This is a genomic window from Lactobacillus rizhaonensis (genome assembly GCF_036246345.1).
Lineage (GTDB): Bacteria > Bacillota > Bacilli > Lactobacillales > Lactobacillaceae > Lactobacillus > Lactobacillus rizhaonensis.
Genome location: NZ_BTTV01000001.1, coordinates 38,594 through 63,927, shown reverse-complemented (window position 1 = coordinate 63,927; position 25,334 = coordinate 38,594). Strand labels below are relative to the sequence as shown.

26 protein-coding genes are annotated in these 25,334 nt (G+C 34.9%); 2 read left to right on the top strand and 24 right to left on the bottom strand.

The genetic code is table 11. The annotated features are described in order from the left end of the window. The 16 genes from AAA915_RS00310 to AAA915_RS00235 form a co-directional block, all read right to left on the bottom strand. Positions 1–1,701 (bottom strand): proline--tRNA ligase, encoded by a 1,701-nt coding sequence (locus AAA915_RS00310; protein WP_338198841.1) that lies wholly within the window; start codon positions 1,699–1,701, stop codon positions 1–3. Between the two features lie 23 nt (positions 1,702–1,724). Then, positions 1,725–2,981 carry an RIP metalloprotease RseP gene (gene rseP, locus AAA915_RS00305; protein WP_338198839.1) on the bottom strand — a complete coding sequence of 419 codons (1,257 nt, stop codon included), beginning with the start codon at positions 2,979–2,981 and terminating at the stop codon, positions 1,725–1,727. 10 nt (positions 2,982–2,991) lie between these two features. Continuing rightward, positions 2,992–3,789, bottom strand: a complete 798-nt coding sequence (locus tag AAA915_RS00300; protein WP_338198838.1) for a phosphatidate cytidylyltransferase — start codon at positions 3,787–3,789, stop codon at positions 2,992–2,994. Between the two features lie 8 nt (positions 3,790–3,797). Beyond that, the gene (locus tag AAA915_RS00295; protein ID WP_294604179.1) at positions 3,798–4,532 is read right to left on the bottom strand and encodes an isoprenyl transferase; all 735 of its coding nucleotides are present in this window, start codon (positions 4,530–4,532) and stop codon (positions 3,798–3,800) included. Positions 4,533–4,536: 4 nt separating this feature from the next. After that, positions 4,537–5,094: a ribosome recycling factor gene (frr, locus tag AAA915_RS00290; RefSeq protein WP_338198834.1), complete on the bottom strand. Its 558-nt coding sequence runs from the start codon at positions 5,092–5,094 to the stop codon at positions 4,537–4,539. Next, positions 5,087–5,818, bottom strand: coding sequence for a UMP kinase (gene pyrH, locus AAA915_RS00285; protein ID WP_294604177.1), 732 nt, complete (start codon positions 5,816–5,818; stop codon positions 5,087–5,089). Before pyrH ends, frr begins: the two co-directional genes overlap by 8 nt. A gap of 163 nt (positions 5,819–5,981) precedes the next feature. Beyond that, positions 5,982–6,893: an ROK family protein gene (locus AAA915_RS00280; RefSeq protein ID WP_338198830.1), complete on the bottom strand. Its 912-nt coding sequence runs from the start codon at positions 6,891–6,893 to the stop codon at positions 5,982–5,984. A gap of 169 nt (positions 6,894–7,062) precedes the next feature. Beyond that, positions 7,063–8,115 (bottom strand): carboxylesterase family protein, encoded by a 1,053-nt coding sequence (locus AAA915_RS00275; protein WP_338198828.1) that lies wholly within the window; start codon positions 8,113–8,115, stop codon positions 7,063–7,065. 15 nt (positions 8,116–8,130) lie between these two features. Continuing rightward, entirely contained in the window at positions 8,131–9,336 is a 1,206-nt protein-coding gene (locus tag AAA915_RS00270) for an MFS transporter (RefSeq protein ID WP_338198826.1), read from the bottom strand. A gap of 97 nt (positions 9,337–9,433) precedes the next feature. Then, positions 9,434–10,270, bottom strand: coding sequence for a helix-turn-helix domain-containing protein (locus AAA915_RS00265; protein WP_338198824.1), 837 nt, complete (start codon positions 10,268–10,270; stop codon positions 9,434–9,436). 1 nt (position 10,271) lies between these two features. Next, the gene (locus tag AAA915_RS00260; protein WP_338198822.1) at positions 10,272–11,081 is read right to left on the bottom strand and encodes an alpha/beta fold hydrolase; all 810 of its coding nucleotides are present in this window, start codon (positions 11,079–11,081) and stop codon (positions 10,272–10,274) included. Further along, positions 11,082–11,744 (bottom strand): malonate decarboxylase holo-ACP synthase, encoded by a 663-nt coding sequence (locus AAA915_RS00255; RefSeq protein WP_338198820.1) that lies wholly within the window; start codon positions 11,742–11,744, stop codon positions 11,082–11,084. It abuts the gene before it with no gap. Beyond that, positions 11,732–13,399, bottom strand: coding sequence for a biotin-independent malonate decarboxylase subunit beta (gene mdcD / locus AAA915_RS00250; RefSeq protein ID WP_338198818.1), 1,668 nt, complete (start codon positions 13,397–13,399; stop codon positions 11,732–11,734). Before mdcD ends, AAA915_RS00255 begins: the two co-directional genes overlap by 13 nt. Continuing rightward, positions 13,389–13,682, bottom strand: coding sequence for a malonate decarboxylase acyl carrier protein (gene mdcC, locus AAA915_RS00245; RefSeq protein ID WP_338198816.1), 294 nt, complete (start codon positions 13,680–13,682; stop codon positions 13,389–13,391). Before mdcC ends, mdcD begins: the two co-directional genes overlap by 11 nt. Before the next feature lie 15 nt (positions 13,683–13,697). Next, positions 13,698–15,338 carry a malonate decarboxylase subunit alpha gene (mdcA, locus tag AAA915_RS00240; protein ID WP_338198814.1) on the bottom strand — a complete coding sequence of 547 codons (1,641 nt, stop codon included), beginning with the start codon at positions 15,336–15,338 and terminating at the stop codon, positions 13,698–13,700. A 4-nt stretch (positions 15,339–15,342) separates the two neighbouring features. Then, entirely contained in the window at positions 15,343–16,248 is a 906-nt protein-coding gene (locus AAA915_RS00235) for an ACP S-malonyltransferase (protein WP_338198812.1), read from the bottom strand. A gap of 109 nt (positions 16,249–16,357) precedes the next feature. Here AAA915_RS00235 and AAA915_RS00230 point away from each other — a divergent pair, with 109 nt between their 5' ends. After that, positions 16,358–17,230: a LysR family transcriptional regulator gene (locus AAA915_RS00230; protein ID WP_338198810.1), complete on the top strand. Its 873-nt coding sequence runs from the start codon at positions 16,358–16,360 to the stop codon at positions 17,228–17,230. A 98-nt stretch (positions 17,231–17,328) separates the two neighbouring features. Then, a complete protein-coding gene (locus tag AAA915_RS00225) occupies positions 17,329–18,450 on the top strand; it encodes an acyltransferase family protein (RefSeq protein WP_338198808.1) in 1,122 nt (373 codons plus the stop codon). Positions 18,451–18,495: 45 nt separating this feature from the next. Here AAA915_RS00225 and AAA915_RS00220 read toward each other — a convergent pair whose 3' ends face one another. The 8 genes from AAA915_RS00220 to AAA915_RS00185 all read right to left on the bottom strand — a co-directional run bounded on the left by AAA915_RS00220 (position 18,496) and on the right by AAA915_RS00185 (position 25,315). Continuing rightward, positions 18,496–19,122 carry a nucleoside/nucleotide kinase family protein gene (locus AAA915_RS00220; RefSeq protein WP_338198806.1) on the bottom strand — a complete coding sequence of 209 codons (627 nt, stop codon included), beginning with the start codon at positions 19,120–19,122 and terminating at the stop codon, positions 18,496–18,498. Positions 19,123–19,225: 103 nt separating this feature from the next. Next, positions 19,226–19,408 carry a hypothetical protein gene (locus AAA915_RS00215; protein WP_122037689.1) on the bottom strand — a complete coding sequence of 61 codons (183 nt, stop codon included), beginning with the start codon at positions 19,406–19,408 and terminating at the stop codon, positions 19,226–19,228. A 24-nt stretch (positions 19,409–19,432) separates the two neighbouring features. Continuing rightward, positions 19,433–20,278, bottom strand: coding sequence for a MerR family transcriptional regulator (locus tag AAA915_RS00210; protein ID WP_338198802.1), 846 nt, complete (start codon positions 20,276–20,278; stop codon positions 19,433–19,435). A gap of 413 nt (positions 20,279–20,691) precedes the next feature. Beyond that, entirely contained in the window at positions 20,692–20,874 is a 183-nt protein-coding gene (locus AAA915_RS00205; protein WP_338198800.1) for a hypothetical protein, read from the bottom strand. A 111-nt stretch (positions 20,875–20,985) separates the two neighbouring features. Continuing rightward, a complete protein-coding gene (locus AAA915_RS00200) occupies positions 20,986–22,242 on the bottom strand; it encodes a protein NO VEIN domain-containing protein (RefSeq protein WP_338198798.1) in 1,257 nt (418 codons plus the stop codon). A 166-nt stretch (positions 22,243–22,408) separates the two neighbouring features. Next, entirely contained in the window at positions 22,409–23,284 is an 876-nt protein-coding gene (gene tsf, locus AAA915_RS00195) for a translation elongation factor Ts (protein ID WP_338198796.1), read from the bottom strand. Between the two features lie 40 nt (positions 23,285–23,324). Beyond that, positions 23,325–24,128 carry a 30S ribosomal protein S2 gene (gene rpsB / locus AAA915_RS00190; RefSeq protein ID WP_338198794.1) on the bottom strand — a complete coding sequence of 268 codons (804 nt, stop codon included), beginning with the start codon at positions 24,126–24,128 and terminating at the stop codon, positions 23,325–23,327. A gap of 155 nt (positions 24,129–24,283) precedes the next feature. Continuing rightward, the gene (locus AAA915_RS00185) at positions 24,284–25,315 is read right to left on the bottom strand and encodes a GIY-YIG nuclease family protein (RefSeq protein ID WP_338198792.1); all 1,032 of its coding nucleotides are present in this window, start codon (positions 25,313–25,315) and stop codon (positions 24,284–24,286) included. Positions 25,316–25,334 lie beyond the last annotated feature (19 nt).

The window sequence follows — 25,334 nt, the reverse complement described above, 5'->3', positions numbered from 1 at the left end:
TTATCCTAACTCTTTATTAACAAAATCATCTAATTCAGACAGTGTCATTTCAGTAGCTTTTTCGTCGGCAGGTCTTTTGACTTCAACTACACCTTCAGCTGCTTTTTTACCGACTGTTATTCTAACTGGAGCGCCTAATAAGTCAGCATCCGCAAACTTCACGCCAGCACGTTCATTACGATCATCATATAATACATCATACTTAGCACTATATTTTTCTTCAAGTTTTTGAGCCAGAGCAGATTGATCATTATCTTTCATTTTCATTTGAACGATATGAAGACTAAAAGGTGCAATCTCTTTTGGCCAGGCTACACCATTTTTAGTTAAATGCTGTTCAATGACTGCAGATAATACTCTGGTAACACCAATGCCGTATGAACCCATTATTACAGGCTGGGCTTTACCATTCTGATCTAAAAAGTTTGCACCCATAGTCTTGGTATAATATGTTCCCAGTTTAAAAATATGACCAACTTCAATAGAAGTAGTGAATTTTAAAGGTAAATGATCGACCGGATCTGGTTCACCTTCATTGGCTACTCTGATATCTCCAAATTTATCAGGTTTAATATCACGCTTCAAATTCACATTTTTAAATTGAAAACCAGTTTTATTAGCACCAACAATGACATTATACAGGTCCTTTACCGTGTTATCTGCAACAACTTGATCTGCCCAGCCAGCATCAATTGGTCCGACGCTACCCTTGGTAACACCAGTAATCTGCTCTAGTTCATCATCAGTAGCTACTCTAAGTGAATCTACATCTAACAGATGCTTTAATTTTACTTCGTTGATCTGTTTATCGCCACGAATTAAAACTAACACATTTTCTTTTTCATTAGCGATGTAAAGAATACTTTTAACTATTCGTGTAGCTGGTACTTGCAGGAACTGAACAAGATCAGAAATACTTTCTTTACCTGGAGTTGCAACTTCTTCAACTTGCTTTAATTGTTCTTCTTCTTGCTTGAAAGTATCGACACTTGAAGCCATTTCTAAGTTAGCTGAATATGTTCCAGTTTCATTTGTGGCAATAGTATCTTCACCAATTGCTGCAGGAGCTTGGAATTCTGTCGAATTTTTACCACCCATAGTACCAGAATCAGCAATTACCGGTGTAACCTTTAAACCACACCGATGATAAGCGGCCGTAAAAGCTTTCTTTTCATCTTCAAACTGCTGATCAAGTTGCTCTTTAGTGGCAGCAAAGCTATAGGCATCAAGCATTATAAATTCACGAGACCTTAATAAGCCAAAACGAGGTCTGTTTTCGTCCCTAAACTTTGATTGAATTTGGAAAAGAGCGATCGGCATTTGTTTATAGCTCTTTAAATCTTTAGCGACAATATCTGTAAAGGTTTCTTCATGAGTCGGACCCAGCAAGCTTTGGCGACCGTGTCTGTCCTTCAGTTTAAACATTTCAGGACCATATTTTTGCCATCTACCCGATTCTTCCCATAATGTCGCAGGTAAAAGATCTGGCATTGCCATTTCCGGCACATTAATTTTTGCCATTTCTTCGCGCATTATTTTTTCGGCTTTGCTTAAGACGCGATATCCTAAGGGCAAATATGCATAAACTCCTGCTGTTACTTGGCGAACATATCCACCTCGCAACATCAATTTATGACTTTCAGCAACAGCATCAGCCGGTGCTTCTTTTAAAGTCGGCATAAATAATTTAGATTGACGCATTAATTCTCTCTCCCAAATTGTTTTTATTTAATAAAATAACGGTAGATATCATTGCCCGTTACGGCAATAATCAAAACTAACAATAAACCGAAACCGATTAATTCCACTATAGCTTCATGATTTTCTGATATTGGTTTACCACGAATTATTTCAACAATATTTAGTAAAAATTTACCACCATCTAAGCCAGGAATTGGTATTAAATTGACAATACCTAAGTTAATAGAAATCATTGCCAAAAAAGCCAAAATATATGTGAAGCCCATTTTAGAAACCTGTGATGTCTGAGAATAAATTCCAACAGGACCGGAAAGTTTATTTAAGCTGAAATGACGGAATAAGCCACCAACTGCATTAAAAATCATTCCCGTAGTTGAAACGGCTGTATCCCAGCCACGCTTAAACTTAGCATTAAAACTATCATCGCTTTTTGCTCTAATTCCAATTTGATAAACATTTTGCCCCTGCACCTTAACGACTTTTGGTTGAACACTTATCACTTTTTGGTGATTTTCTTTATCTACCGCAATATTAATCTTTTGGCCTTTGCTTTGATAAATTTCTTCAGATATTTGTTCAAAAGAGGTTATTTTATGACCATTAATAGCCGTTATTTTTGAACCAGGCTCAAGTTTTGCACTAGCAGCCGGGGAATTTGGTGCTACTTTTGCCACTTCCGTAGTAGCTGGTCCTGGAACGGTAAAAGTCCAAATCAAAAAAACAACAAAACCCAAAATAATATTCATCAAAGGGCCAGCAATATTGGTAGCTAATTTTTGCCAGACATTTGCTTCTTGAAACTGCGTGTCTCGAGGAGCAATGATCAGTTCAGTATTTGATTGATCAATGATAGTGGCATCATGATTAACATGATATGTTACCAGTTTTTCTTCCTCTCCGTTTTCATATCCAGAAATAAAGAGTTTATCAACTAGGTCAAACTTAGTGATCTGCACTGGAATTCCTTCAATCGGGACATCCGACTCAGAGGCATCAATCCGGGCTACTTCATTTTTCTGATTGAGTTGCAAAACTACTCTCATACCAGAAGCTAACGTAGTTTCATCATCTTTACTTGCCAAACGAACATAACCACCTAAAGGCAGCCATCTAATGGTATAAGTTGTAGGATTGCGTCGAACTTGGAAAAGCTTTGGTCCCATCCCAATCGAAAATTCACGCACTAAAATGCCGCATTTTTTAGCAACAATAAAATGCCCAAATTCATGGACAAAAACCAATATTCCAAATACAACTAAAAAGATTAGTATACCTTTCACAAGAATTCTCCTAGTGTATGATTCCCATTAAAGCAGCAAATACAGGCAAAACAAAGAGCATACTGTCAAAACGATCTAAAATTCCACCATGGCCAGGTAATATTTTGCCCGAATCCTTAACCCCATAGTATCTCTTATAAGCTGATTCAACGAGGTCGCCCATTTGGCCAACAATTGATAGCACAAATGCAAAAATAATCATTTCAACTTGTGAATGGTTTAAGTTGACAAAATAAACATAAATTGCGGCACAAACAACTGCACAAAGTGTACCCCCAATTGATCCTTCCCAAGTTTTATTAGGGCTTATCACAGGCCATAACTTATGTTTACCGATTTTTCGACCAATCATATATGCACCTGTATCAGTTAGCCATACAACTACAAAAACGTAGCAAAGGAGTGCAAGACCGTTGTTTGCATTTCTGACACTTGCCATATAATGAAAGCCGGTGCCCACATATAATGAGCCTAAAGTGTAAACGGCTACATCGTCAAAGGTGGTTTTATTTTTAGTTAAAACAGTCCAAGTAAGCATTAGCATGATAAGGGCAAAATAAATACCATATTTCGTCCAGTGAAATGGCATTGACTGGATAAAATTATCTGGTACAGCCCAAGTGATAGTAGCTAGTAACGCCAATAAAAAATTGACTGAAACCAGAATTTGCTTTTTCATTAAAAAGAATTCGCTAATACCTACGGCTGCAAAGATGACGGTGAGCCACTCCATCCAGAGCCCACCCATAATTACAATAGGAATAAATAAAATTAAAGCAATTACTGCTGTGATTATACGTTGTTTCATATAAATACCTAACTATCCGATTCATCAAGTTTGCCGAAACGACGATGACGATTCTGAAAATCTTTAACAAATTTTTCTAAATCAGTTTTAGTAAAATCTGGCCAATTTTTTTCACTAAAAGCAAGTTCTGAATAAGCTAACTGCCAAAGCATAAAATTAGAAATCCTTTGTTCACCAGATGTTCTAATTAATAAATCAGGATCGCTATATTCGCCAAAACTCGCAGTCATCAATCTGTGGGAAATCATTTCCTCATCAATTTCTTCGCTGGTTATCGCATTTGTTTCAACGAGCGTAGCAAGTTCTTTTACTGCAGTCGTAATCTCTCTTCTAGAGCCATAATTAAAAGCAAAGTTCAAAATTAAGCCGCTATTTGTGGCAGTTTCCGCCATTGCTCTTTGGACAACATCATAAGTCTTAGGCGGCAGCTCATCCAAGTAGCCCATAATATTCACTTTGACATTTTCCTTCATCAGGGTAGGCATAAATTTATCAAAAAAACGGACTGGCAAGTTCATCAAATATGCTACTTCCTCCTTAGGTCTGGCCCAATTTTCTGTAGAAAATGCATATAGCGATAAGACTTTTATGCCAAGCTGGTCGGCTGCCAAAGTAATTCTTTCGACATTATTCATGCCTTCGTAATGGCCTGCAATTCGCGGTTTACCTTGCTTGGTTGCCCAACGACCATTACCATCCATTATAATAGCTAAATGGTTTAATTGATTTTTTTTACTTGCCATTTAATTAGCCTTGTGTAATTTCTTTACGCTTTTCTTCCGCAATTTTGTCGATTTTTTTAGTAGCATCGTCTGTAACTTTCTGCACTTTCTTTTCCAAATTGCGTTGTTCGTCCTCCGTGATTTCATCGTCTTTCTGTTGTTTTTTTAGACTGTTCATAGCATCACGACGAACATTCCTAATGGCAATCTTACTCTCTTCAGCCATCTTGTTGACTTCTTTGGCAATTTCTTGTCGTCTTTCACCAGTAAGTTGCGGGATCACTAAACGAATCACCTTACCATCGTTTGCAGGTGTTAAGCCCAGGTTTGAAGCCAAAAGAGCATGTTCAATATTATCAAGACTGCTTTTGTCATAGGGAGTGATTAATAATACCCGCGGCTCAGGAATAGTGACACTAGACATTTGCGTTAATGGTGTCGGGGCACCATAATAATCAACTTTTACACCTTCAAGTAAAGCTGCATTAGCAACACCTGCACGAATAGAGCCCAAGTTTTTTTCAAAAACGGTAATAGATTTATTCATATTATCTTGTGCTTTTTTAATTGCATCATTATTCATTATTTTCTCCTCCGATTACTGTTCCAATATTTTCGCCTAAAACAACTTTTTTAATATTACCTTCAGTATTAACGTTGAATACAATTAGAGGAATGTTCGTGTCCATTGAAAGTGAACTTGCCGTTCTGTCCATGACTTTTAAGTTTTTGGAAATAAGATCTAACTGAGAAAGTGCAGTATATTTTTTAGCATTGGGATCAACTTTCGGATCAGCAGAGTAAACTCCGTCAACTCCGTTTTTAGCCATCAGAATAACATCTGCGCCTATTTCAGCAGCTCTTAATGCAGCAGTGGTATCAGTCGAAAAGTAAGGATTACCAGTACCACCACCCATAATTACTACTCGCCCTTTTTCTAAATGACGAATTGCTTTTCTTCTAATATATGGTTCTGCTATTTGCCTCATTTCAATAGATGTTTGTAGTCTAGTAGGTACACCTACATGTTCCAAGCCATCTTGAAGAGCTAAACCATTCATTATTGTAGCAAGCATACCCATATAATCAGCTTGTGAACGCTCCATTCCTAGTTTTGCACCAGTTTCACCACGCCACATGTTACCGCCACCAACCACAATACCAATATCAACACCGAGATCATGAACTGATTTGATTTCTTTTGCTAAATGACTAATGACTGTGGGATTAATTCCAGTTCCTTCATCACCAGCAAGTGCTTCACCAGAAATTTTTAAAACTATACGCTTATACTTAACTTTAGTCATGACAGCCTCCTCTATTAACTTTAGTTATTCTACCATATAAAAAGCGCAAATGTGGACTCGGAAATAAAAGAGAGGGATTTCTTAAAAAAATTCTTTGGCAAAAAAGTAACAGGAGAAAGCAAAAAATCTCAAAGTTATCTACTTCGAGATTTTCAAAATCTAATTAATATTTATTTTCTCTATTAATTTGCAGCAGTAAATTGTAAAGTGACCCATATAAATTTGAGTCGTTCCTAAAATGGGCAGAAACAATGGCAGGCTTAGTTAAAGTATTTCCTATGATAGGGTTCTTTTCCTGTACCAATTTGTCATATTCTTTATTAATACCACTTATTAAAATTGGTTGGGCACTGATACCACCACCAATAGCAATTTTATCAACATCTACTACGGTTTGGATATTGAGAATTAAGCCAGCTATAATAAGGCAGTAGTGCTCAAATATATTTAACGCATCAGGAGATTTCTCTTTAATTGCCGCAAAAGCATGAAGACCATCATTTTCTTTAGGATAATTAAGTTTGTGGTTTACCTTTTTAATGAAATTGACAGCAGAGCCAATATTACCCAAAGAGCCCTGCATATTATCTGGATGAGATAAATCATTAATCATAAAACTTAATTCGCCAGCCTGATAATGCGTTCCTCTTAATAAGTGACCATCAATAATTATGCCACCGCCAACTCCTGTTCCCAAAGTTATAGCGGCACAATTTTGTTCGCCTTTTAGACTCCCCAACCAGTTTTCCGCTAGAACACTGGCTTTACCGTCATTAATAACAGCAACCGATATGTGAAATTTTCTTCCATATATTTCGGCAAAGTCAATGCCATCTAAAAAGGGTAAGGCACCGCCAAATCTTATTTTAGTATTTTCAATTTTACCAGGAGCACAAAAGCCGATGCCCTTGATATCTGAAATATAGCGATTGACAATTTCATCAATACTTTCTAAAAGATTTGCTTTATCTTGATCAGTAGCAATTTTATCTTTTTCAATTATATTTCCTGCAGAATCTAATTTAGCAAATTTAATTTCAGTTCCGCCAATATCAATGCTCAAATAATTTTTCATAAATCTCTTCCATATAATGACAAAATCAATAAAACGTTTGGCTTTAAATCCAGCACTAAAAATTTTACACCAAAACAGTTTTCAATTGAAATATAATTTATTTCTTTTGTTTAAATTTTATTTCAACAAGTTGTTCATTATAGCAAAATTTACAAACTTAGAACAGCTTTTATTTATGCTGCTTAAAAAGCCACGGCAAAAGTTTAGGATTATTATATGCGTAAGACCAGCTAGCATGTGGATTTGGTCTTACTTTCCCTTTAGGAAAAATTGTCACCCTGAGTTTCTTTCCGCCAGCGTTTTTAATTGCTTCCTCAGCTTTTTTAGTGCCTAAAACCCCTACTACCGGATCATCTTCAGCATGAAAAGCCCAGATCGGTAGTTGCGCTAAGGACTGTCCCTCTTTACTCGTAGCCAACATATATCTGCCCTTTCCTTGTTCTCCATAACCTTTTTTACCATCTTCATAGACATAGCCTGAACATGGAACGAGTGCTGCAAACAAATCAGGATAATTAGCTCCCAAAAACCAGGTAGTAGAAGCACCATTTGAAAGCCCTGTTAGATAAATTCGTTTTGAATCAATATGATATTCTTTTATTACCTGTTTCAATAGTTGAAACAGAGCTGCGCGAAATTCCCTTCTAAACCAACCATTTAATGTCGGTGCCCAGGTAGCTTGGGGAACCAAAATTACAGCATTTTCTTTTTCCTTAGCATATGTATACAAGGTCTTAGGAACATCATTTCCTAAAAGTGGCATACCATTATAAAAGCCTCGTTCACCTGAACCATGTAAAAATAGCACTAAAGGTCTTGGTACAATTTTATTACCAGAAGCATAAATTGAATAGCTTAACTGTACTTTGTCGGTTTGTATAATTTTTTCCTCAAAATCATTTAAAAAAGGATCTTTGTGGTATTCTGCTGAAATATGCGGGAAATGATTTTTTACCTGAACGAGAATATTAGGCAACGATACATTATTAATAAATTTGTCAGCATCAAATTTTAAAACTGACAACTCACGCATTTCTTCAAAGTAATAAATTAGGCTATTTGATTTTTCTTCAACGTTTTTAATAACAATTTCTTTATTATTTACCGAAAAAGAAACGTCCTTTTCTAGTTTCTTTAAATCACTATCTGACTTGAGCATGGCACTAGACACAAAAGTGCCATTATCTGTAACTTCTTCTTGATAAATTATATTAATATTCATTTTAGTATACCTGCCTTAATTTCTCTTTGCTAATTGGTTGCGTAAAACTGCTAGTATTATAAAAACTATTCCCACGAATACCAGATACCACATTCCTATTTTAATAATTGCAATTGGGCCGGAAACACCCAAAATGGATGCTGTTAGTGCCATTGTGTACGGCGAAAGAAACGCTCCCCCATTATTAAATACCTTAGCAAGAGAGAGGAAAAAGTCTTTCGAAGTTGCCGGCACCTCTTCCATTACTGCGCCATAAATGTAAGGAAAAATGATATTTGTAGCCGAAATAATCATCATTGAAATTGTAAAGACCAGCATGTTAGGCGAATGTATGATGCCCCAATAACCGATAATACCTAAAACCATTGCAAATACAGGAGTAAAGTGCTTCAGTACTTTGTAAATTTTACCGTAAAAAGCGGTAAAAATAGCTCCCACAAGGCCAGATAAAGCTAAAGACGTTGAAAAAAATTCCTGATGATTCAAATTTAATTGTTGAATTACTAGTGGTGCATCAGTTTGCTGAGGCATAATGGCGTTGAAATAAACAAAAGACATCAAAATAGCTATTAAAGCCAAAACTGGTACATTGGTGGTCTTTTTTTCAGCCTTAGCATTTTTGAGAATTTCTTTTTGTTCAGCTTGTATTTGATTTTCAGTACTTTGTGTATATCCCAAGGCGAAAAGGATAATAATCGGGATAAAAAGCAAATAAACTAAGTATGCTGCATGCCAATTTATTCCGAGTAACAGTCCAGCAACAAAAACTGCCAGGCTTTGGCCAAAAGTTTGAATGGCGGATTGGTATCCAAGAAGTGTCCTTTGTTCGTCTCCTGACCAGATATCACCTATTAAACTCGCAGTTGAGGTGGAATAGAGTCCATTACCCATTCCGAGAACAAATCTCGAAACTTGAATGACATGAAAATTATTTATAAAAAATGGTATAGTGCCGCCAATTAAACCTAAAAATAACCCCAACAAAACGGTTTTGCGCTTACCTAAATATTTAATAAAAATAGATGACAAAAGTACAAAGATTACCATTCCGATTGACGGTATAGTCAGCAAAGCCTTGACATTTGCTGATCCTTCACCTGAAAACTGCTTTTCCATCATTGGCATAGTACCAGAAACTGCACTAGCAGCTGTCAATAGAGTTGAAATAGCTAAAATACCTATTTTTAAAAGCGGCTTATTCTTATCAATTTTAAGATTCATAGCTCCTCCTTATTATGTAATCGTTTGCATTAACTACATATAAGTATAGGGAAAATGTGCTTTACAAAGTTGCAAAAATTAACTTAAAATAGGCAAATTATTGACTTTTTAGTTGTTCACGATATTTTTTAGGAGAAACTTCGTATATTTTTTTAAATAGCTTTTGTAGGCTCTTAACATTAGCAAAGCCACAATGATCTGCAATAATATTAATGGGTAAATTAGTATTTGCAATTTCCTGATAAGCATATTGCAATCTGATCAATTGGAGGTAATGCATAAGACTTGTATGAACTTCTTTTTCAAAAAGACGATCAAGATAATTTTTAGAAAAATTAAAGTGTTTTGCTATCTCGCTAAGTGTCAAATTTTCGGTAAAATTTTGAGAAAGATAATTAATAATTTCTTTAACTTTATCCTGTTTTTTAACTTCATTAAATGTCAAAACTTCGTTTTTTTGGACTAAAAAATCATTCAGAAGATGCGAAAATAATAGATAAAAGTGACCAAGGATTTCAATTTGGGCATAGTGATAATCCTTCTTCGTCCATAAATAATAAATAGCCGCTAACTCCTTTTTAATGATTTTATTTTTTGCAGGATTGTTATGTTGGGAAATAAAGTAGCAGTTAGCAATATTAGGCACCATCTTTTTCATTGTTTTTGCAGGAATTAAAAGAGTGAGCGATCTTCTTTTATCACCTGGAGCGATGTTTTCAACACCATGAACTTCTCCAGAATTTATAATTATGAAATCTCCATCTTTTAAATGAGTTTTATGACCTGAAACAAAATAGTCACCATCACCATGTACTGTATAATCAATTTCGAGAGATTGATGCCAGTGCTTAGTAATTTGAATAACAGACTTGTTATGAATAATAATTTTAAAGGGTAAAATTCCTTGTGTAGTGACTATTTCGTGTCGAAACATTTTAATTGCCCCCTCTAGGTAAATAGCCACTCGATAATAAAAAATGGCGTAAAAGTTGGTTGAACTGGTTTGGTATTTCTGCCATTATATCATGTCCACAGTTATCCAAAATGGCGCACCTAGTGTGCAGATTATTTTGACACATCCACTCGGCAAATTTTGCATTGTAATATGGACTTTGGTGGGAGGCAAAAACAACTATTTTGCGATCAGTATATTTTATAAGATCGCGCCAGTCATATTGAATATGCTCTTGTAAAAGGTCCAGATTATTTTGTCTATTAAAGGGAAATTTTGCTTTAATTAAGTTAAGTCTATGGGCTACATCCGAATCAAGTCCATGTAAAGTTTCCTTAATATTTAGAGCTTTTTGACATTGAGTTTTGTAATTTTGGGCAGTGAAATTCATAAAGCCAAAATGCCATTTTTTCGTATTTAGCATATATGGGCTCTGATCAACAATACAAGCTAAATCAATTAAGTTTGGTTTGGAATCAATTAAAGCAAATAAAACGCTGCCTCCCATCGAGTGACCAATAAAAGCAGCGCGACTAATATCAAGAAAATCTAATAAACCAATTAGATCAGTAGTTAATTGTTGAAGAGTATGACCACATGTCGTCCGCTCACTTTGACCCATGTTACGATGATCATATGTTAAAACTTGGTAACCCATACTAACCAAATAAGAGATTTGTTTCAGCCAAATTTCCTGATAACCACCAAAGCCAGTTATTAACACTATAGGTTTACCTTTACCATAAAGATGAAAATTTAAATTTATACCGTCTTTTGTTTGATAATAACTCATTTAGTTTACCTTTAAAAAATGCCATGGATCAGCCGTAAGGACTGGACCAGCATTTGTTTTGATTAATACTTTGGGATTACGATTTGCTGCATATTCTGCTAACGCAAACCCATTTTGACCTTTAACTACCTGAACATCTGCGTGAACTTGATATTGATTTAACATGGTCAATAATTTTCGAGACTGGTTAATGCTAATCTTTCTTTTTGCAATTAAAATTATGTCTAAATCACTTTTATGCTTTGAATTATTTTGTACTGTAGCAATGCTTGTTGCCATTTCATAAGCCAAGGAACCACCAATACCCCAAGTATATTTCATTAATATGGGATATATTTTTTCTAGAGCTTGAAACTGAGGTAGCTTACGCCTTTCAGGAGCTAATTTTTGCCATGATTTGTTTTTAATAAAATCAACTGGACTGTAACAACCTATTACTCGCTTTTTCGCTAAAAAACCAGCTAAGCGCTGACTTCTATGACTTCCTCTAAGACCCACAGGAATAAGGCCATTCCTTGAAAGTCCGCGCCTGACAACAACGATTTTGGCTTTAGACAAAGAATCCTTTGCCCAATCAGGTAAAGGATTCACTTTTGGAATTAAATCATGGTTGTCATTGAATGTTAGCAAGTCATGCGGCCAAACTTGTTTTATTTCTTCCATTGATCAAACACAATCCGGCGCATTTCGTTTGTTGCTTTTCGTCCACTTTCAACAGCAATTGGCGTCTTGTATCTAAAACTTAAATCAGTTGGTTGATTTTTTGTGCTTGCAATTGCTTCATCAATAATTGATTTAATTTTTTGAGTCGCTTCCGCATTAGCATCCCATGAAGAAACATCAGGCACTAACTTGTATAAAGCACCTAGTTTTTCATAATTATGAATATCATAGGCCATTGCTGGAACGTGCTTAGTAGCTTCTTCAAGCTCGGCAATTGTACGTTCAGTAATCCGAGCGGCGGAAGCTTTAGACATGGCCTGGATTGTGATTGAATCGTCTGCTAAAGCAATAATGCGATTTGATTGCAATCCGTGGGCCAAAAATCCTCCTGACACAGCATCACCAGGAATAAAGGCAATTACGGGATGACCAGACTGACGGGCTTTTGCATAAGCCGCAGCAGCAGAGGCTAAGCTTATATGAATACCAATTAATTCCTCTTTATAACCATATGCCTGACTCGGTACGTCCACCACCAAAACAAGTGGACGCTTTGTTTTCTTATCTTTGTCTTCTGCAACAATCTTATTAACAACTTTAGCAACTAAGAAACCTTCCTGTAAACCAACTTCACCTTCTCGTACTCGAGGAAAACGATTATGTTCATCAGGAACAATAGCAATATATTCTTTCCCATCTTTTGCAGCATGAAGAACCGTCGAGTAATTAGATTCGGCATTTTCAATTCCGGTTAGTTTTTCAAACCAGAGTCGACCACGAGATTTTGCTTTTGGCTGTTTACTTGCATGAGCTTCTTGAACTTCATGCTCAAGTGGTTTGTTTGCCGCAAATAAATTAATATATTCCTTGGTATCTAATGGTTGAGTAAAATCAATTTTATCTATTAAAGAAAGATAAAAATCAGCTTGCTCAGTTCTATGTGCATCCTTATTTTCTATAATTGCATTTGAAACTGCCTCTTTAATTGCTGAAACATCATCTGCAACAATTTCATCAGCAATGCCTGTTTTAACTCTTTGACGTGTACCTAAAGTGTCCCATATTAAATTTTTATCACTTGAGTCAAACTCTCTTACACCAGCTTCTTGCTCTATAACTTCTGGACCGTTCAACGCAATCCTGGCTTTTGGAGTTGTAATAAGATATGAAAGAATTGCACTTGTAATAGACATTCCACCAAAACTACCTACTCTTCCAGGGACAACACCTATTACCGGCACATATTTCTTGAGGGCAATAACTGCATTTTGTATTTCTGAAATTGACAACAAACCGTAATTAGCTTCCTGCAAACGAACGCCACCAGTATCAAGGATAATAATTGGATACTCCTTTTCACCTTTTTTATTATCCTCGAGTGTTTTTTCTAAAGCTGCTACAATTTTTGCTCCAGAAACCTCACCAATTCCGCCTCCTTGAAAGCTTCCTTCAATTGAAATAATAACGGCATCCTTTTCATTTAGTTTACCCTTGACGACAATCACGCCATCATCACTTTCAGGAACAATGTTTTGTGGTTCCAAATGTGGTGAAATAAAATTAAATTCAGGGCCAACAATTTCCCGGCCTAAATTTTCATCAAGTAAACTAAAAGCACGTTGACGCCCATTCAATTCTACAAAACTATTTTTCATCGTTTAATGCCTCCATTGCTTGAGTGAGGCGAAGATTAACCACGCCCGGGGTTGCTCCAAAATCATGAATAACAAATTTACCCTTTAAAGGATAACGAGTAAAAAAGCGGTCAAGAACATTATGCCAAACTTCTTTGAAACCATCACTACCAGTTACGATGTCTACCGTTGTTTTATTGGCCGGATAAAGTAAGATTTCCAAGTCTCCGGAAGCCACTACACCAACATGAACAAATTTTTTTACGGTTTCTGAATTTTGATAAGTAAAATTAAGTTTCTCCATCTTAATTGACCTCCATTATGACCATGACCTGAACTTAGCTGGTGGATTATATAAACCGTGTGACCATTCGACCAGATCATCCATCGTTTGAGCAGCTAGTAATGAGCGTTTAGCATCTTGTCTGCGAACTCCTATGTCTTCAGGCAAGGCAACAATTCCTTTGGCACGTAGCTTCTTAACTTCTGCAGAATCAGAGCGAAGCCCAATAGGAGTGACACCGGCAATTGCCTCAATAGCAGCTTTACGCTCTTGCATACTATCTGTTTTATAAAGATAAGCAATCCCTTCTTCAGTCACAATATGTGTGGTGTCTTCCGTGTAAATCATAATTGGCACATTAGCTAGTTTAGCTTCTTTTCTAACTTCCTCTGCGTCCAAATGATCGACAAAGACTGGTTTTTTATTTGAACCAAAGGTTTCAACCATTTGTACAACCAATTTTTGACCTTTTGCTAACGGATTATCAACTGGCTTTAAGCTTTGCCAAGCTGCAGTCGAATGGCGTCTTCCTGTAGGATTTGAACCCATGTTAGGAGCGCCGCCAAACCCTGACAGGCGACCATGAGTAACGGTAGAAGAGTTGCCCCACTGATCGATTTGCAAAGTTGAGCCAACAAACATATCACAGGCATATTGACCAGCTACCTGCCCAAGAGCGCGGTTAGAACGCATAGTTCCATCTTTACCCACAAAGAAAACGTCAGGACGAGCAGCAATATATTTTTCCATTCCAACTTCACCGCCGAAGGAATGAATTGAATCGACCCAGCCACTTTCAATTGCAGGAATTAAAGTTGGGGTTGGGTTCAGTTCCCAGTTACGACAAATTTTACCCTTAAGACCTAACTGCTCGCCATATGTTGGCAGTAAAAGCTCAATGGCAGAAGTATTAAAGCCGACACCATGGTTAAGAGTTTGAACACTATGTTTTTCATAAATTCCCCGAATTGCCATCATCCCCATCAAAATTTGCAGTTCGCTAATTGCCTGGGGGTCACGCGTAAATAAGGGTTCAAGTTGATAAGGTTTATCTGCAGGAATTACTACATCTACCCAATCAGCTGGAATATCCACCCGAGGAACCTTATCAACAATCTCATTTGCCTGCACAATGACAATTCCATCATGAAAAGCTGCTGCTTCAACTATCGTAGGTGTTTCTTCAGTGTTAAAGCCGGTGTATAAATTACCTTCATGGTCAACTTTGTCCGCTGCTACTAAAACAACATTTGGAATTAAATCAATGAACAAGCGACCAAAAAGCTCTAGATAAGTATGAATGTCACCTACTTTCATGGTCCCATCGGCAATCATCTGTGATACTCGCGTACTCTGCGGTCCAGCATATGAAAAGTCCATTTTAGTGGCAATACCTAAATCAAAAATATCGAGATGCTCCGGTCTGGAAATACTGGACATAATCATATGCAAATCATGAACTTTTTCTACATCTACTTTGGCTAATGCTTCAGACAAGAAGGAAGCCTGTTTCTGGTTATCACCTTCTAAAACCACTTTGTCTTTAGGCTTAATCAAAGTCTCAAGAACCTTAACGACATCTTCTGTTTGAGCAAACTTACCATCCAGAAGTTTACTTGCACTACTTAGCCGAGCAAGTTTTGCATCTCGATGAGAATGCCAATTTCTTTCACTCATTTTATTATCCTTTCCATTTATTAAGTAAAAAGTCGGCATCTGATACTGACATTTCGCTTAAAACAATATTAGCTATTTGATCTGTTTTTACTTTTAACAATTTGGTAAAGGCGTTCCCTGGAGGGAACTCAACACTAATTTGAGGATTATACTCAAGTGCTACATTGATCATTGTTTCCCAAAAAACTGGATGGATTAAATTGTTTGCCAAATCATATTTAACTTCTTCAGCTTTTTTCACAGGATGACCATTACTATTTGCTAGATAAATGCAGTCAGGATCATTCAAGTTAAGTTTTTTTATTTCCTGACTCAATTTATTTGCTACTTTTGCCATTAAAGGCGAATGTGATGGGTTGGGAACGCGCAACAATTTAGCTTTTGTCGCACCACTTTTATTAGCAAGTTCTAGTACCTGTTTAATAGCAGAGAGCTTGCCCGACAATGTGTTTTGCAATTCCGAATTTTGATTGGACAAATATACTGGATTCTCTGAAGTATGTATGGCCTTAACCATGGCAGCAACTTCTTGCCGAGATAAACCTACTATTACTCCCATACCATAGCCTTCTGGATAAGAAGACTGCATTAATTTTGCCCTTAAACTAACTAATTTAAAAACATCCTCTTTGGCAATTACATTTGCGGCATAAGCAGCGCCAAAAACACCGAGAGAATGACCTGCGACAAGGTCCGGTTGCCAACCCATTTTTTTAAGTTGATCAACCTCGTTTACTTGCAAAAGCAATATACTTAGCTGTATCTGTTGTGAATCTAGGTAGCCTTCTAAACTGTCTGTTAACTTCACTCCCGTCCAATTTTCAACTTTTATTTTCAAACCTGGGTCTATATCCTTTAACATACCTGGGTTTTGACCTCCCTGCCCAGGAAACAACCACAAACACTTCACGTTATCACCTCTTTGGATCTCACAATATTAGTTTAATCCCATTTAATAACCATTTATAATAGACAATAGGAATAATAGTTAACCAAAAAGTTATTAATGAAGGTAAAAAATGAATTTAACAGGTCTGAAGTATTTTGTCAGTGTCGCTAGCCTAGGATCAGTTACTGAAGCTGCTAAAAGGGCGTTTGTAAGTGAATCGGCAATTAGTAAAACGATTAGACAACTTGAAGAAGAAATTGGGGTTAGGTTGTTTGATCGCCAAGGAAGAACTATTAAATTGAATCAACAGGGAAAAGTTTTTTACTCATATGTTTCTGACAGCCTTAATTTATTAAATCGTGGCATAAACGCTGTTAGAGTTAATTCTACAAATAAAACTAGTGAAATTAACGTACTTTTTACAGTTGGTTCTCCCTTAATTCCTATTATTGCTTTAAAAATGCAAAAATTACTGCCCAATGTCAGTTTGAACATTCATCAAAGGACAACTTTTGCCAAGGATCTCAAGCAATTTGATTTTATTATTTCTTCACATAAAATCGCTGGTTTTACAACAATTCCACTTTTAAAAGAAGAAATTGTAATTGGCTGGAAGAGAAATTTTATGCGAAAAAAGAATATTTTTAATATCAATGAATTAGAAAATTTTATATTTGTAGGTGAAAATGACGAAACGGAATTACAGCAAACTATCAATAAATTTATACTCAGTAATGATTTAAAATTGAATTTTAAATACCAGTCAGATGAACCGGCAACTGTTAGAGAAATGATCATTGCCGGATTAGGAATAGGTTTTATTCCTTCAGTAACTTGGGGAGGATACTTTAAAAATTCAAATGCAATTGATATTGCCAGAATTGTTCCTAAATCTCCTCATCGCATAATTTATTTAAACACGCCATACCAGACATTAACTGACACGCAAAGATTGTTCAGTAATGAAATTGCTAATGTATTGGTAGAAGCACAATCATATTAAATTACAAAAAATGAGCTTGCATTTTTTTAAAAAAGCGCATATATTGAATTTAACTTCTTAGGGATCTCACAAATCTACTAAGAAAGGTCTTAAATAAAATGGATAAATATCATTATCCGGCATACCAAATAGCTGACATTGGTGATTACCTAAAGGTTTTCGCTTGCAGTGCCGTTATGTCACAACCAATAATGTCCTTAATTATGGGAATGAGACAACCATATAATACGCAAGATATTTTTGGCGTTATGTATAATTTGGTTAAGTACACTGCTCCTGCATTTATCTTTGGTATTTTGTATACAACAATTCGTACTAACGATATAGCAGGGAATTTTTCATATCAAAAACACTTGCGAGCTAACTGGTCAAATTTGTTTATTCCTACAATCTGGTGGACTTTGATCTACTTGTTGGGAATGCCCTGGCTCCAGCAAATAAGAAATTTTAATAATTTCGGTACGTTTTGCTGGCAATTTATCAATGGTAACGCTGCTCCTCATCTGTGGTATAACACCATGATGTTGCAATTTATACTTTTAATGCCATTTTTTTGGGGAATTAGTCGTTATGTTGGTAACAACGTAAAGAGAGGTTTATCAGTTGCTGGTATTACGTTTGTATTGTATTTTGCTTGGCTGTGGTTTTATGACTTTTATGTTTTTCATGGGCCACATGAAAAAAGCTGGTACCTGCTGGATCGTATTTTCATTTCGTTCCTGATTTACGGTGTCTTTGGTGTATTGGCTTGGCAACTTAGGGATTACGTTAACACATTTTTATATAAGTTTTGGTGGCTGATTTTAATTGGTTTTACTGTATGCTTTTTCTGGACTAATTTTGAATTGCATGGCTTTGGCCATCCTGTTCTTTTCAAAAATGCGCCTTATTATAAACCGTCCATGACATTTTATTGCTTGGCTGTAATTGCTTTGATAGCTGCACTATGTCTATTTAATGTTAGGCATAAATCAGAGAAATGTTTAAAAGTTTTTCACTTTCTAGCAACCTATGCCTATAGAGCATATTTATCAAATGTATTTTGGGATCAACTGCTTTGGCGTGGACTAAATCTGGGTTATCACGCTGTTTATCATCCATTTCTAACATTTTTTGGCATGTGGATACTGACTTGGACATTGTCCTTCACTTCAGCATTTTTTATTCATATTTGGTGGTCAAAAACCAAAAAGTTCTTAAACAGCCTTAGTTTAAAATAACAAAAAACACTTTGACAATAATTAAAGTCAAAGTGCTTTTTGTTATTACTTTTTTACTATAGAAGCAATACCTGCCATAATATTTAAGTATTGTTTTTCATTTTCCACAAAAGAGTCATTGTTAACAATAATATCTGCTATATCCTTTACTTTTAGCGCTCCATGCTTGATTTTGAACTGATCCTTCTTTTTGGTCCGTTCTACTATTTCATCAAAAGTAAAATTTTCGCCGTTATCGATTGTTTGCTTTTTATATTCTCTTTGTGCGCGAACTTCAAGAGGCGCTTCAACGTAAATGTTCATCATTTTAGGACCCAGTTCTTTTTTAAGATAGACACCTAATTCCGAACGGTAGAGGCTTTCTATTGATGCATAATGAATATTTTCTTCTCGCATTTTACCTATTAAACGATATAAAAATTCTTTAAATACTTTTTCAGTGTCTTTGGCATAAAGATTGGTAAAATCTTGTTCTGATGGATGTCCAGTGAACTGATAATTACGTTCTATCATCATTTCTTTTTCTATTGCAATAATCTTCATTCGTTTGATACCAATGCTGTCAAAATAGATTCCAGCAGCTGATTTGCCACATTCACTTAATCCGCCCAAAGAAAACATACCTTTGACAAAATTTTTACGATTTTCAAAATCTTGCTCAGTAAATTCCATTTTCACGCCTCCATTAAAAACTAAAATACTGCGCTGTAAATTAACAGTGCAGTTTTAAAGTATACACGGAATGCTAATATTTTGCAAGCGATTTCATGATAAATTAGGTGATTTTCATTACAAATTCGGCTCCGTCTGGAGTAGACAAGAAAATAGCTCCAGCTATTAATAAGAAACCGACCAAAAAAGCAATATATTTTGTTGTTTTAGAAAACCGACCAGCAAAACCAAGATAAATTAATATTGCTCCAAAGGCAAGACCTAAAACCATAATCCAAAACTTCATAAATTTCCTCCTATGTTACTATTTTCACCACTTACTTTTTATTGGTATCCAGGCCTCATCATATCTGATATGCTTTTGCGAATTATCTAAGACTAAAAGTAAGGAAGTTATGATATCACCACTTAAAAGATAATTATTTTCTTTTAAATAAGATCTTATAGAATTTAACCACCACTTATTATCAATATTTTGAGCATTACCCACTACAACTGTATGCAAGCAAGTTTTGGAAGGGATAGTATTAACACGATTACTATTTTTTAAACCAAAAGCTTTGAAATATTTTTCGCTGATAATCATTTCAATTTCTGGTTCAATTTTTGATGTTTTATTCAAAATATCCTTTTTTCTGTAACGGATTGAGCCATTGGTTATTGGCATTAACTCATTCCAAGTGCGATATTCATCTGTTTGTTCTTGATTACTTTTATGAGGGCCGTCCATTTCTCGTAAAAACAATGTTTTTAATGTTGGTGATTTTGTTATTTCAAAAAAATTGTGATAGTTCAAAACTTTTTGTAAAAGCTTTATGTTGTGCGTCATTACTTCTATAGAAGCGTTGATACGTTCAAATTCTTTTTCAGAATCATGCAAATTTTTCACTAAAAACTTTAAAGCAATTTGTTCATTTGAAGCGTTTAATACATCCAGTGTGTCATTAAGAGTTAAACCCGACTGACAAAGATACCTAGCCATGAAAATTCGATATGTATCATTTAAATTAAATTGTCTCTGATTATTATTGCCAACTCTTTTAGGGTTGATTAATTTTTTTCTCTCATAATATTCTATGCCCTTAATGGAAATCCCAAAATACTTACCCAGCTGTGAAGAAGTATAGACATAGGGATACGCTTTATGATCTATCATTTTTCTACTTCCTTTGCATGCTTATAGCTATATTAAAGCAGAAAAAAAGACTTTAACATATTTTGTCAAAGTCTTTTAAATTTTTTTAACTAGTTTTCATTCAATTTAGAAACGGCATCTTTAGCTGCAGCGCGTCCAAATACTCCTCCTTTAATGAAGGCTTATATTCTGAATACTACACAAGATTTAATTTTCAGCAGATTTTTTACTAATGTTCTCTTTATTAGACTAGCTATTCTGTCTTTATCATAAACGGTTTCTCTGCTTGTCTATACTAGAAGCTATTTCATCTTACAATTTACTATCAAATATATTTTATATGATGATGTAACTTCGTTTGCAATATGATAAGTGCCAAAAGTCACAATTTTTATTTTAAAAAATCTCTAATAGATTAAATACATTTCTATTTCCTATGTAATTTTCATGACAAATTCCGCTCCATCCGGTGTAGACAAGAAAATAGCTCCTGCTATTAGTAGTAACCCTGCTAAAAAAGCAATATACTTTACTGTCTTAGAAAACCGCCCAGCAAAGGTAAGATATATTAGAATTGCTCCAGACACCAAAACCAAAATCATAACCCAGAAACCCATAAATTCCTCCAATTAAATAAGTCTAGTAATTTATATTACTTTTGTTTATATTAATTTAAAGCAAATAAATCATTAAAGGAATTCGAAAATAAAAAGTAAAGTAAAATTTAACTAATTATTGTTGTTTTTAATCTTAAAGTGAGCTAAATAAAGAGTTGGTTGTAATTTGATCTTATCTTTTTTAAAAGGATCTTTTAACTTTTTTATTACTGGTTGTTTATCAAAAGTAAAGTAAACTTGATAAATCCAATAATTTTCTAAAACTTTTGCTTTTTCAAGTTCATTATGCGAAATAAAAAAATTAAGTTCTTCATTATTATTTTTTTGTTCTGTTGTTTTGACTTCAATATAACGTGGACTTCCATCTTCTTCATAGGATAAAATATCATAGCCTAATGAATCATCTACTTTAGATTGCCACTTGACTTTTAAATTTCCAAACATTTTTACATTCTTAACCTCGAAATTATATACAATTTTTTCTCCAATTTTGCCAAGCCTATTATTTTTTTGCTCTCTAACTAAATAATTTATCTTAGTTTTTTTGGATTTTGATCTTACTTTTTTGGATGGTTTAGAGTATTTCGTGGTTTGAACATCTATTACTACTGGATTATCATATATTTTTTTATATTCATATCTATAAATATCCGGATTAACTGGTGTTTGAAGAGTGAAATTATTTTGTTCTTGTCTGTTTGAATTATCAGAAGTATTTAAGTGTTTTACTTTTGGAAATAAATAGAAAAGATAATTACCAAATTCTATATTAGTCCAGTTCTTAACAATTTTATTGGAATTTTTTATCCTAATTAACTTTTTTTGCATTTCATATATAGAATTATTTTGAAAATTACATTCTGGATTAAATTGAAAAAGAAAGTATAAAAGTGGGTTCTTTGAAAAAATGTTTAAATAATTGTTTGGATAATAAACAGATAAAATTTTATATTTAAAAATACTTGACAATGGAATTGAATCTATTTTTTCAATTGCGTCTTTGCCATCTTTTTCACCCAATTTAATTATCTCAATAATGGCATTCTTTATTTCGATAAATGATTCTTCAATATTTTTTCTTTCCCAAGCTTTCGTTATAATATACTTATTTTCTTTTTGACTGTAGTAAATTCCAAATTTTTTTGAACTTGAACCTTTTATACTACCCAATTGAGCTAAATTAAATTCAAGCTCATAACAAAAACTATTTTTATTTTCCTTACCAACAACAAAATCGTCTAATTTCATTCGATTTTTAATGTAGCTTAAGGTATACTTATTAACAAAATCGCATCTTAACTGATTCAGATTTTCTGAATCCTTATCAAATGAATCCAGCATATAATCAAATTCTGCTAGTTCCCTCATTAATAGAACCTCATTTCTTATTAAAATCATTCTCGTCATCAAAAAGAGAAGTCTAATACTTAAAGCTTATCACTTCCTAACAATGTTTTTACAAAAAATTTTATATGCAAAAAGCTCTCATCCATACAGATAAGAGCTTTTTATTAGATAAGATTATTGAACTTATCTATTTCATTTGTTCTTTTACTTCGGCAGCAAAGTCTTCTTGCTTCTTTTCAATACCTTCGCCAACTTCATAGCGCTTATATCCGACAACTTCGCAGCCTTCTGATTTAGCATATTCTGCTACAGTCATGTCGCCATCTTTAACATAAGGTTGGTCTACTAAACAAATTTCACTAAGATACTTGTTTACTCTACCTTCAACAATTTTAGGAATAATCTTAGCAGGCTTGCCTTCATTTTCAGTTTCCTTAGTGAAAACTTCTTTTTGACGATCAAAGTCAGCCTTTGGTACAGAATCTTTATTCAAGTATTCTGGATTAATTGCAGCAACATGCATGGCAATATTCTTAGCTGCTTCTTCACTGTTTCCTTTTAAGGTAACAACCGCAACAATTGCACCACCATTATGCTTGTAAGCACCAAAGACTTCATCATCATTTTTAGTAATTAAATCAAATCTTCTTAAAGTGATTTTTTCACCAATAACTGCTGTTAAATTAGTGATAGCATCACCAATTGTTGAATCACCTAGCGGAGCTTTCAATGCCTCGTCAACATTTGCTGGTTTCGCTGCCAAAATAGCTTTGGTAACATCATCTACCAACTTAATGAATTTATCGTTAGATGAAACAAAGTCAGTTTCTGAGTTGACTTCAACCACAACTGCATCGTTGCCATCAAAAGCATATTCAGCAAGACCTTCGGCTGCGATACGACCACTCTTCTTCGCAGCTTTAGCAACGCCATTTTCTCTTAAAATGTCAATTGCTTTTTCAATATCACCATCAGCTTTAACCAAAGCCTTCTTGGAATCCATCATGCCAGCACCGGTGCGGTCACGTAATTCTTTTACTTGTTTAGCAGTAATACTTGCCATTATTTTCCCTTCCAAATAAAAACTTATTGATAATTAAAAACTAGTCTTCATCTGAGTCAGAAGTTTCTTCAGCTTCTACTGCTTTTTCTGCATCATTTTCAGTATCAGCATGCTTTTCTTCTGCACTCTTAGCCATTTCAGCCTCGGCATCATCGTCATCTTGACCTTGTTTACCTTCAATAACAGCGTCAGCCATGGCACCAGTAATTAAACGAATTGCACGGATAGCGTCATCATTTGCAGGAATGACTACGTCAACTGGATCTGGATCTGTGTTAGTGTCAACCATAGCAACAACAGGAATACCAAGAATGTTAGCTTCGTGAACAGCAATCTTTTCTTTCTTAGGATCAACTACGAATAAAACGTCAGGAATTCTAGGCATATCTTCAATACCACCTAAGAATCTTTCCAATTTATCCTTTTCTTTAGTCAAAAGAGAGGCTTCCTTCTTTGGCAACACATCAAATGTGCCATCTTCTGACATCTTCTTCAAATCTTTTAATCTTTGTACTCGGCTTTGGATAGTCTTCCAGTTAGTCAAGGTACCACCTAACCAACGTTGGTTAACGTAGTATTGACCAGCACGAGTAGCTTCCTCAGCAATTGAATCTTGTGCTTGCTTCTTAGTACCAACAAAAAGAATAACTCCGCCATTTTGAGCAACAGCTCTAACAAAGGCATAAGCATCATCCAACATTTTGATGGTTTTTTGCAAATCAATGATGTAAATACCATTTCTTTGGGTGAAGATATAAGGAGCCATCTTAGGATCCCATCTTCTGGTTTGGTGACCAAAATGGACACCAGCTTCAAGCAATTGTTTCATTGAAACTACTGACATATTAAATTCCTCCTACGGTTTTAATCCTCTCAAGCGGTCATTTCAGTATTTTACCATTGTGTGGCACCAAAATACCGATCGCTCTTGATGTTTTTTACATATATGCTAAAACGCATACGTTAAAATAATACTAGATTATTGCTGAAGATGCAAGGCTAAAAGTTAACTTTATGCTCTTTTAAAAATTTTTCTTTCCATAACCTGTTATGGTGTTTAAACCAGTATTCTCTCTTAAGTGCCAAATTTTTATCTTGAAATTCTTCATGATAAATTAATTTTACTGGTCTGCGTGATTTAGTATATTTAGCACCCTTACCGTTGTTATGAGCCTTTAATCTTTTTAATAGATCATCCGTAAAGCCCCCATAAAAGCTGCCATCACTACACAACAAAACATAAAAAAAGTATTTTTTTAATTTTTTCCTTTTGACCTTATCTTGTTCAGTCTCACGAATGATACACTGAATAGCAGGAAGATAATTGCCTTGTTGATCGTGTACCTCAATTGCATCTTTTAACACTAATCCGTCGCTACCTGTATGCTTAACTGCTTCAATAATTATCAAATTGCAGTCTTCTCCACGGTGGGAAACGTAAGGTTGAATCACTTTAATACTCAAATCATGCAGAAGACAAAAATAAGCAATTTCGTTTAACCGCTCGGGTCTATGAACCATAAACATTTTTCCCTTCATCTTAAGCAGGCCGCTCGCCACAGCAATTATTTCTTCAAGATTAATTAAGATCTCGTGTCTAGCAATGGCTTTTGCTGGATCAGGATTGACTTTATGGTTTGGTGCCACTTTAAAATACGGTGGATTTACGACAATAACATCATAAGAATCTTTTCTTAAAAATTTCGGGGCATCCTTAACATTTTCTTGAAAAACTTGAATCCTGTTTTCCATATGGTTTAATGCAATAGATCGTCTTGCCTGTGATGCCACCTCTTTTTGAATTTCAATTGCATCATATTTAGCACGATTAAAAAAAGCCATGTACATCGTAGCTGCACAATTGCCGGCACATAAATCAGCTACTTTAGAACTGTCTTTGATAGCATTTTTTGCGGCTGCCGCTAATAACAGCGTATCTAAAGAAAAACTAAAAGAGGTTTTATTTTGAATAATTTGTAAATCATCACTATACATATAATCAATACGTTCATTTTTCAATAATTTTGCCATAAAAATTTGTCCTCTTCCT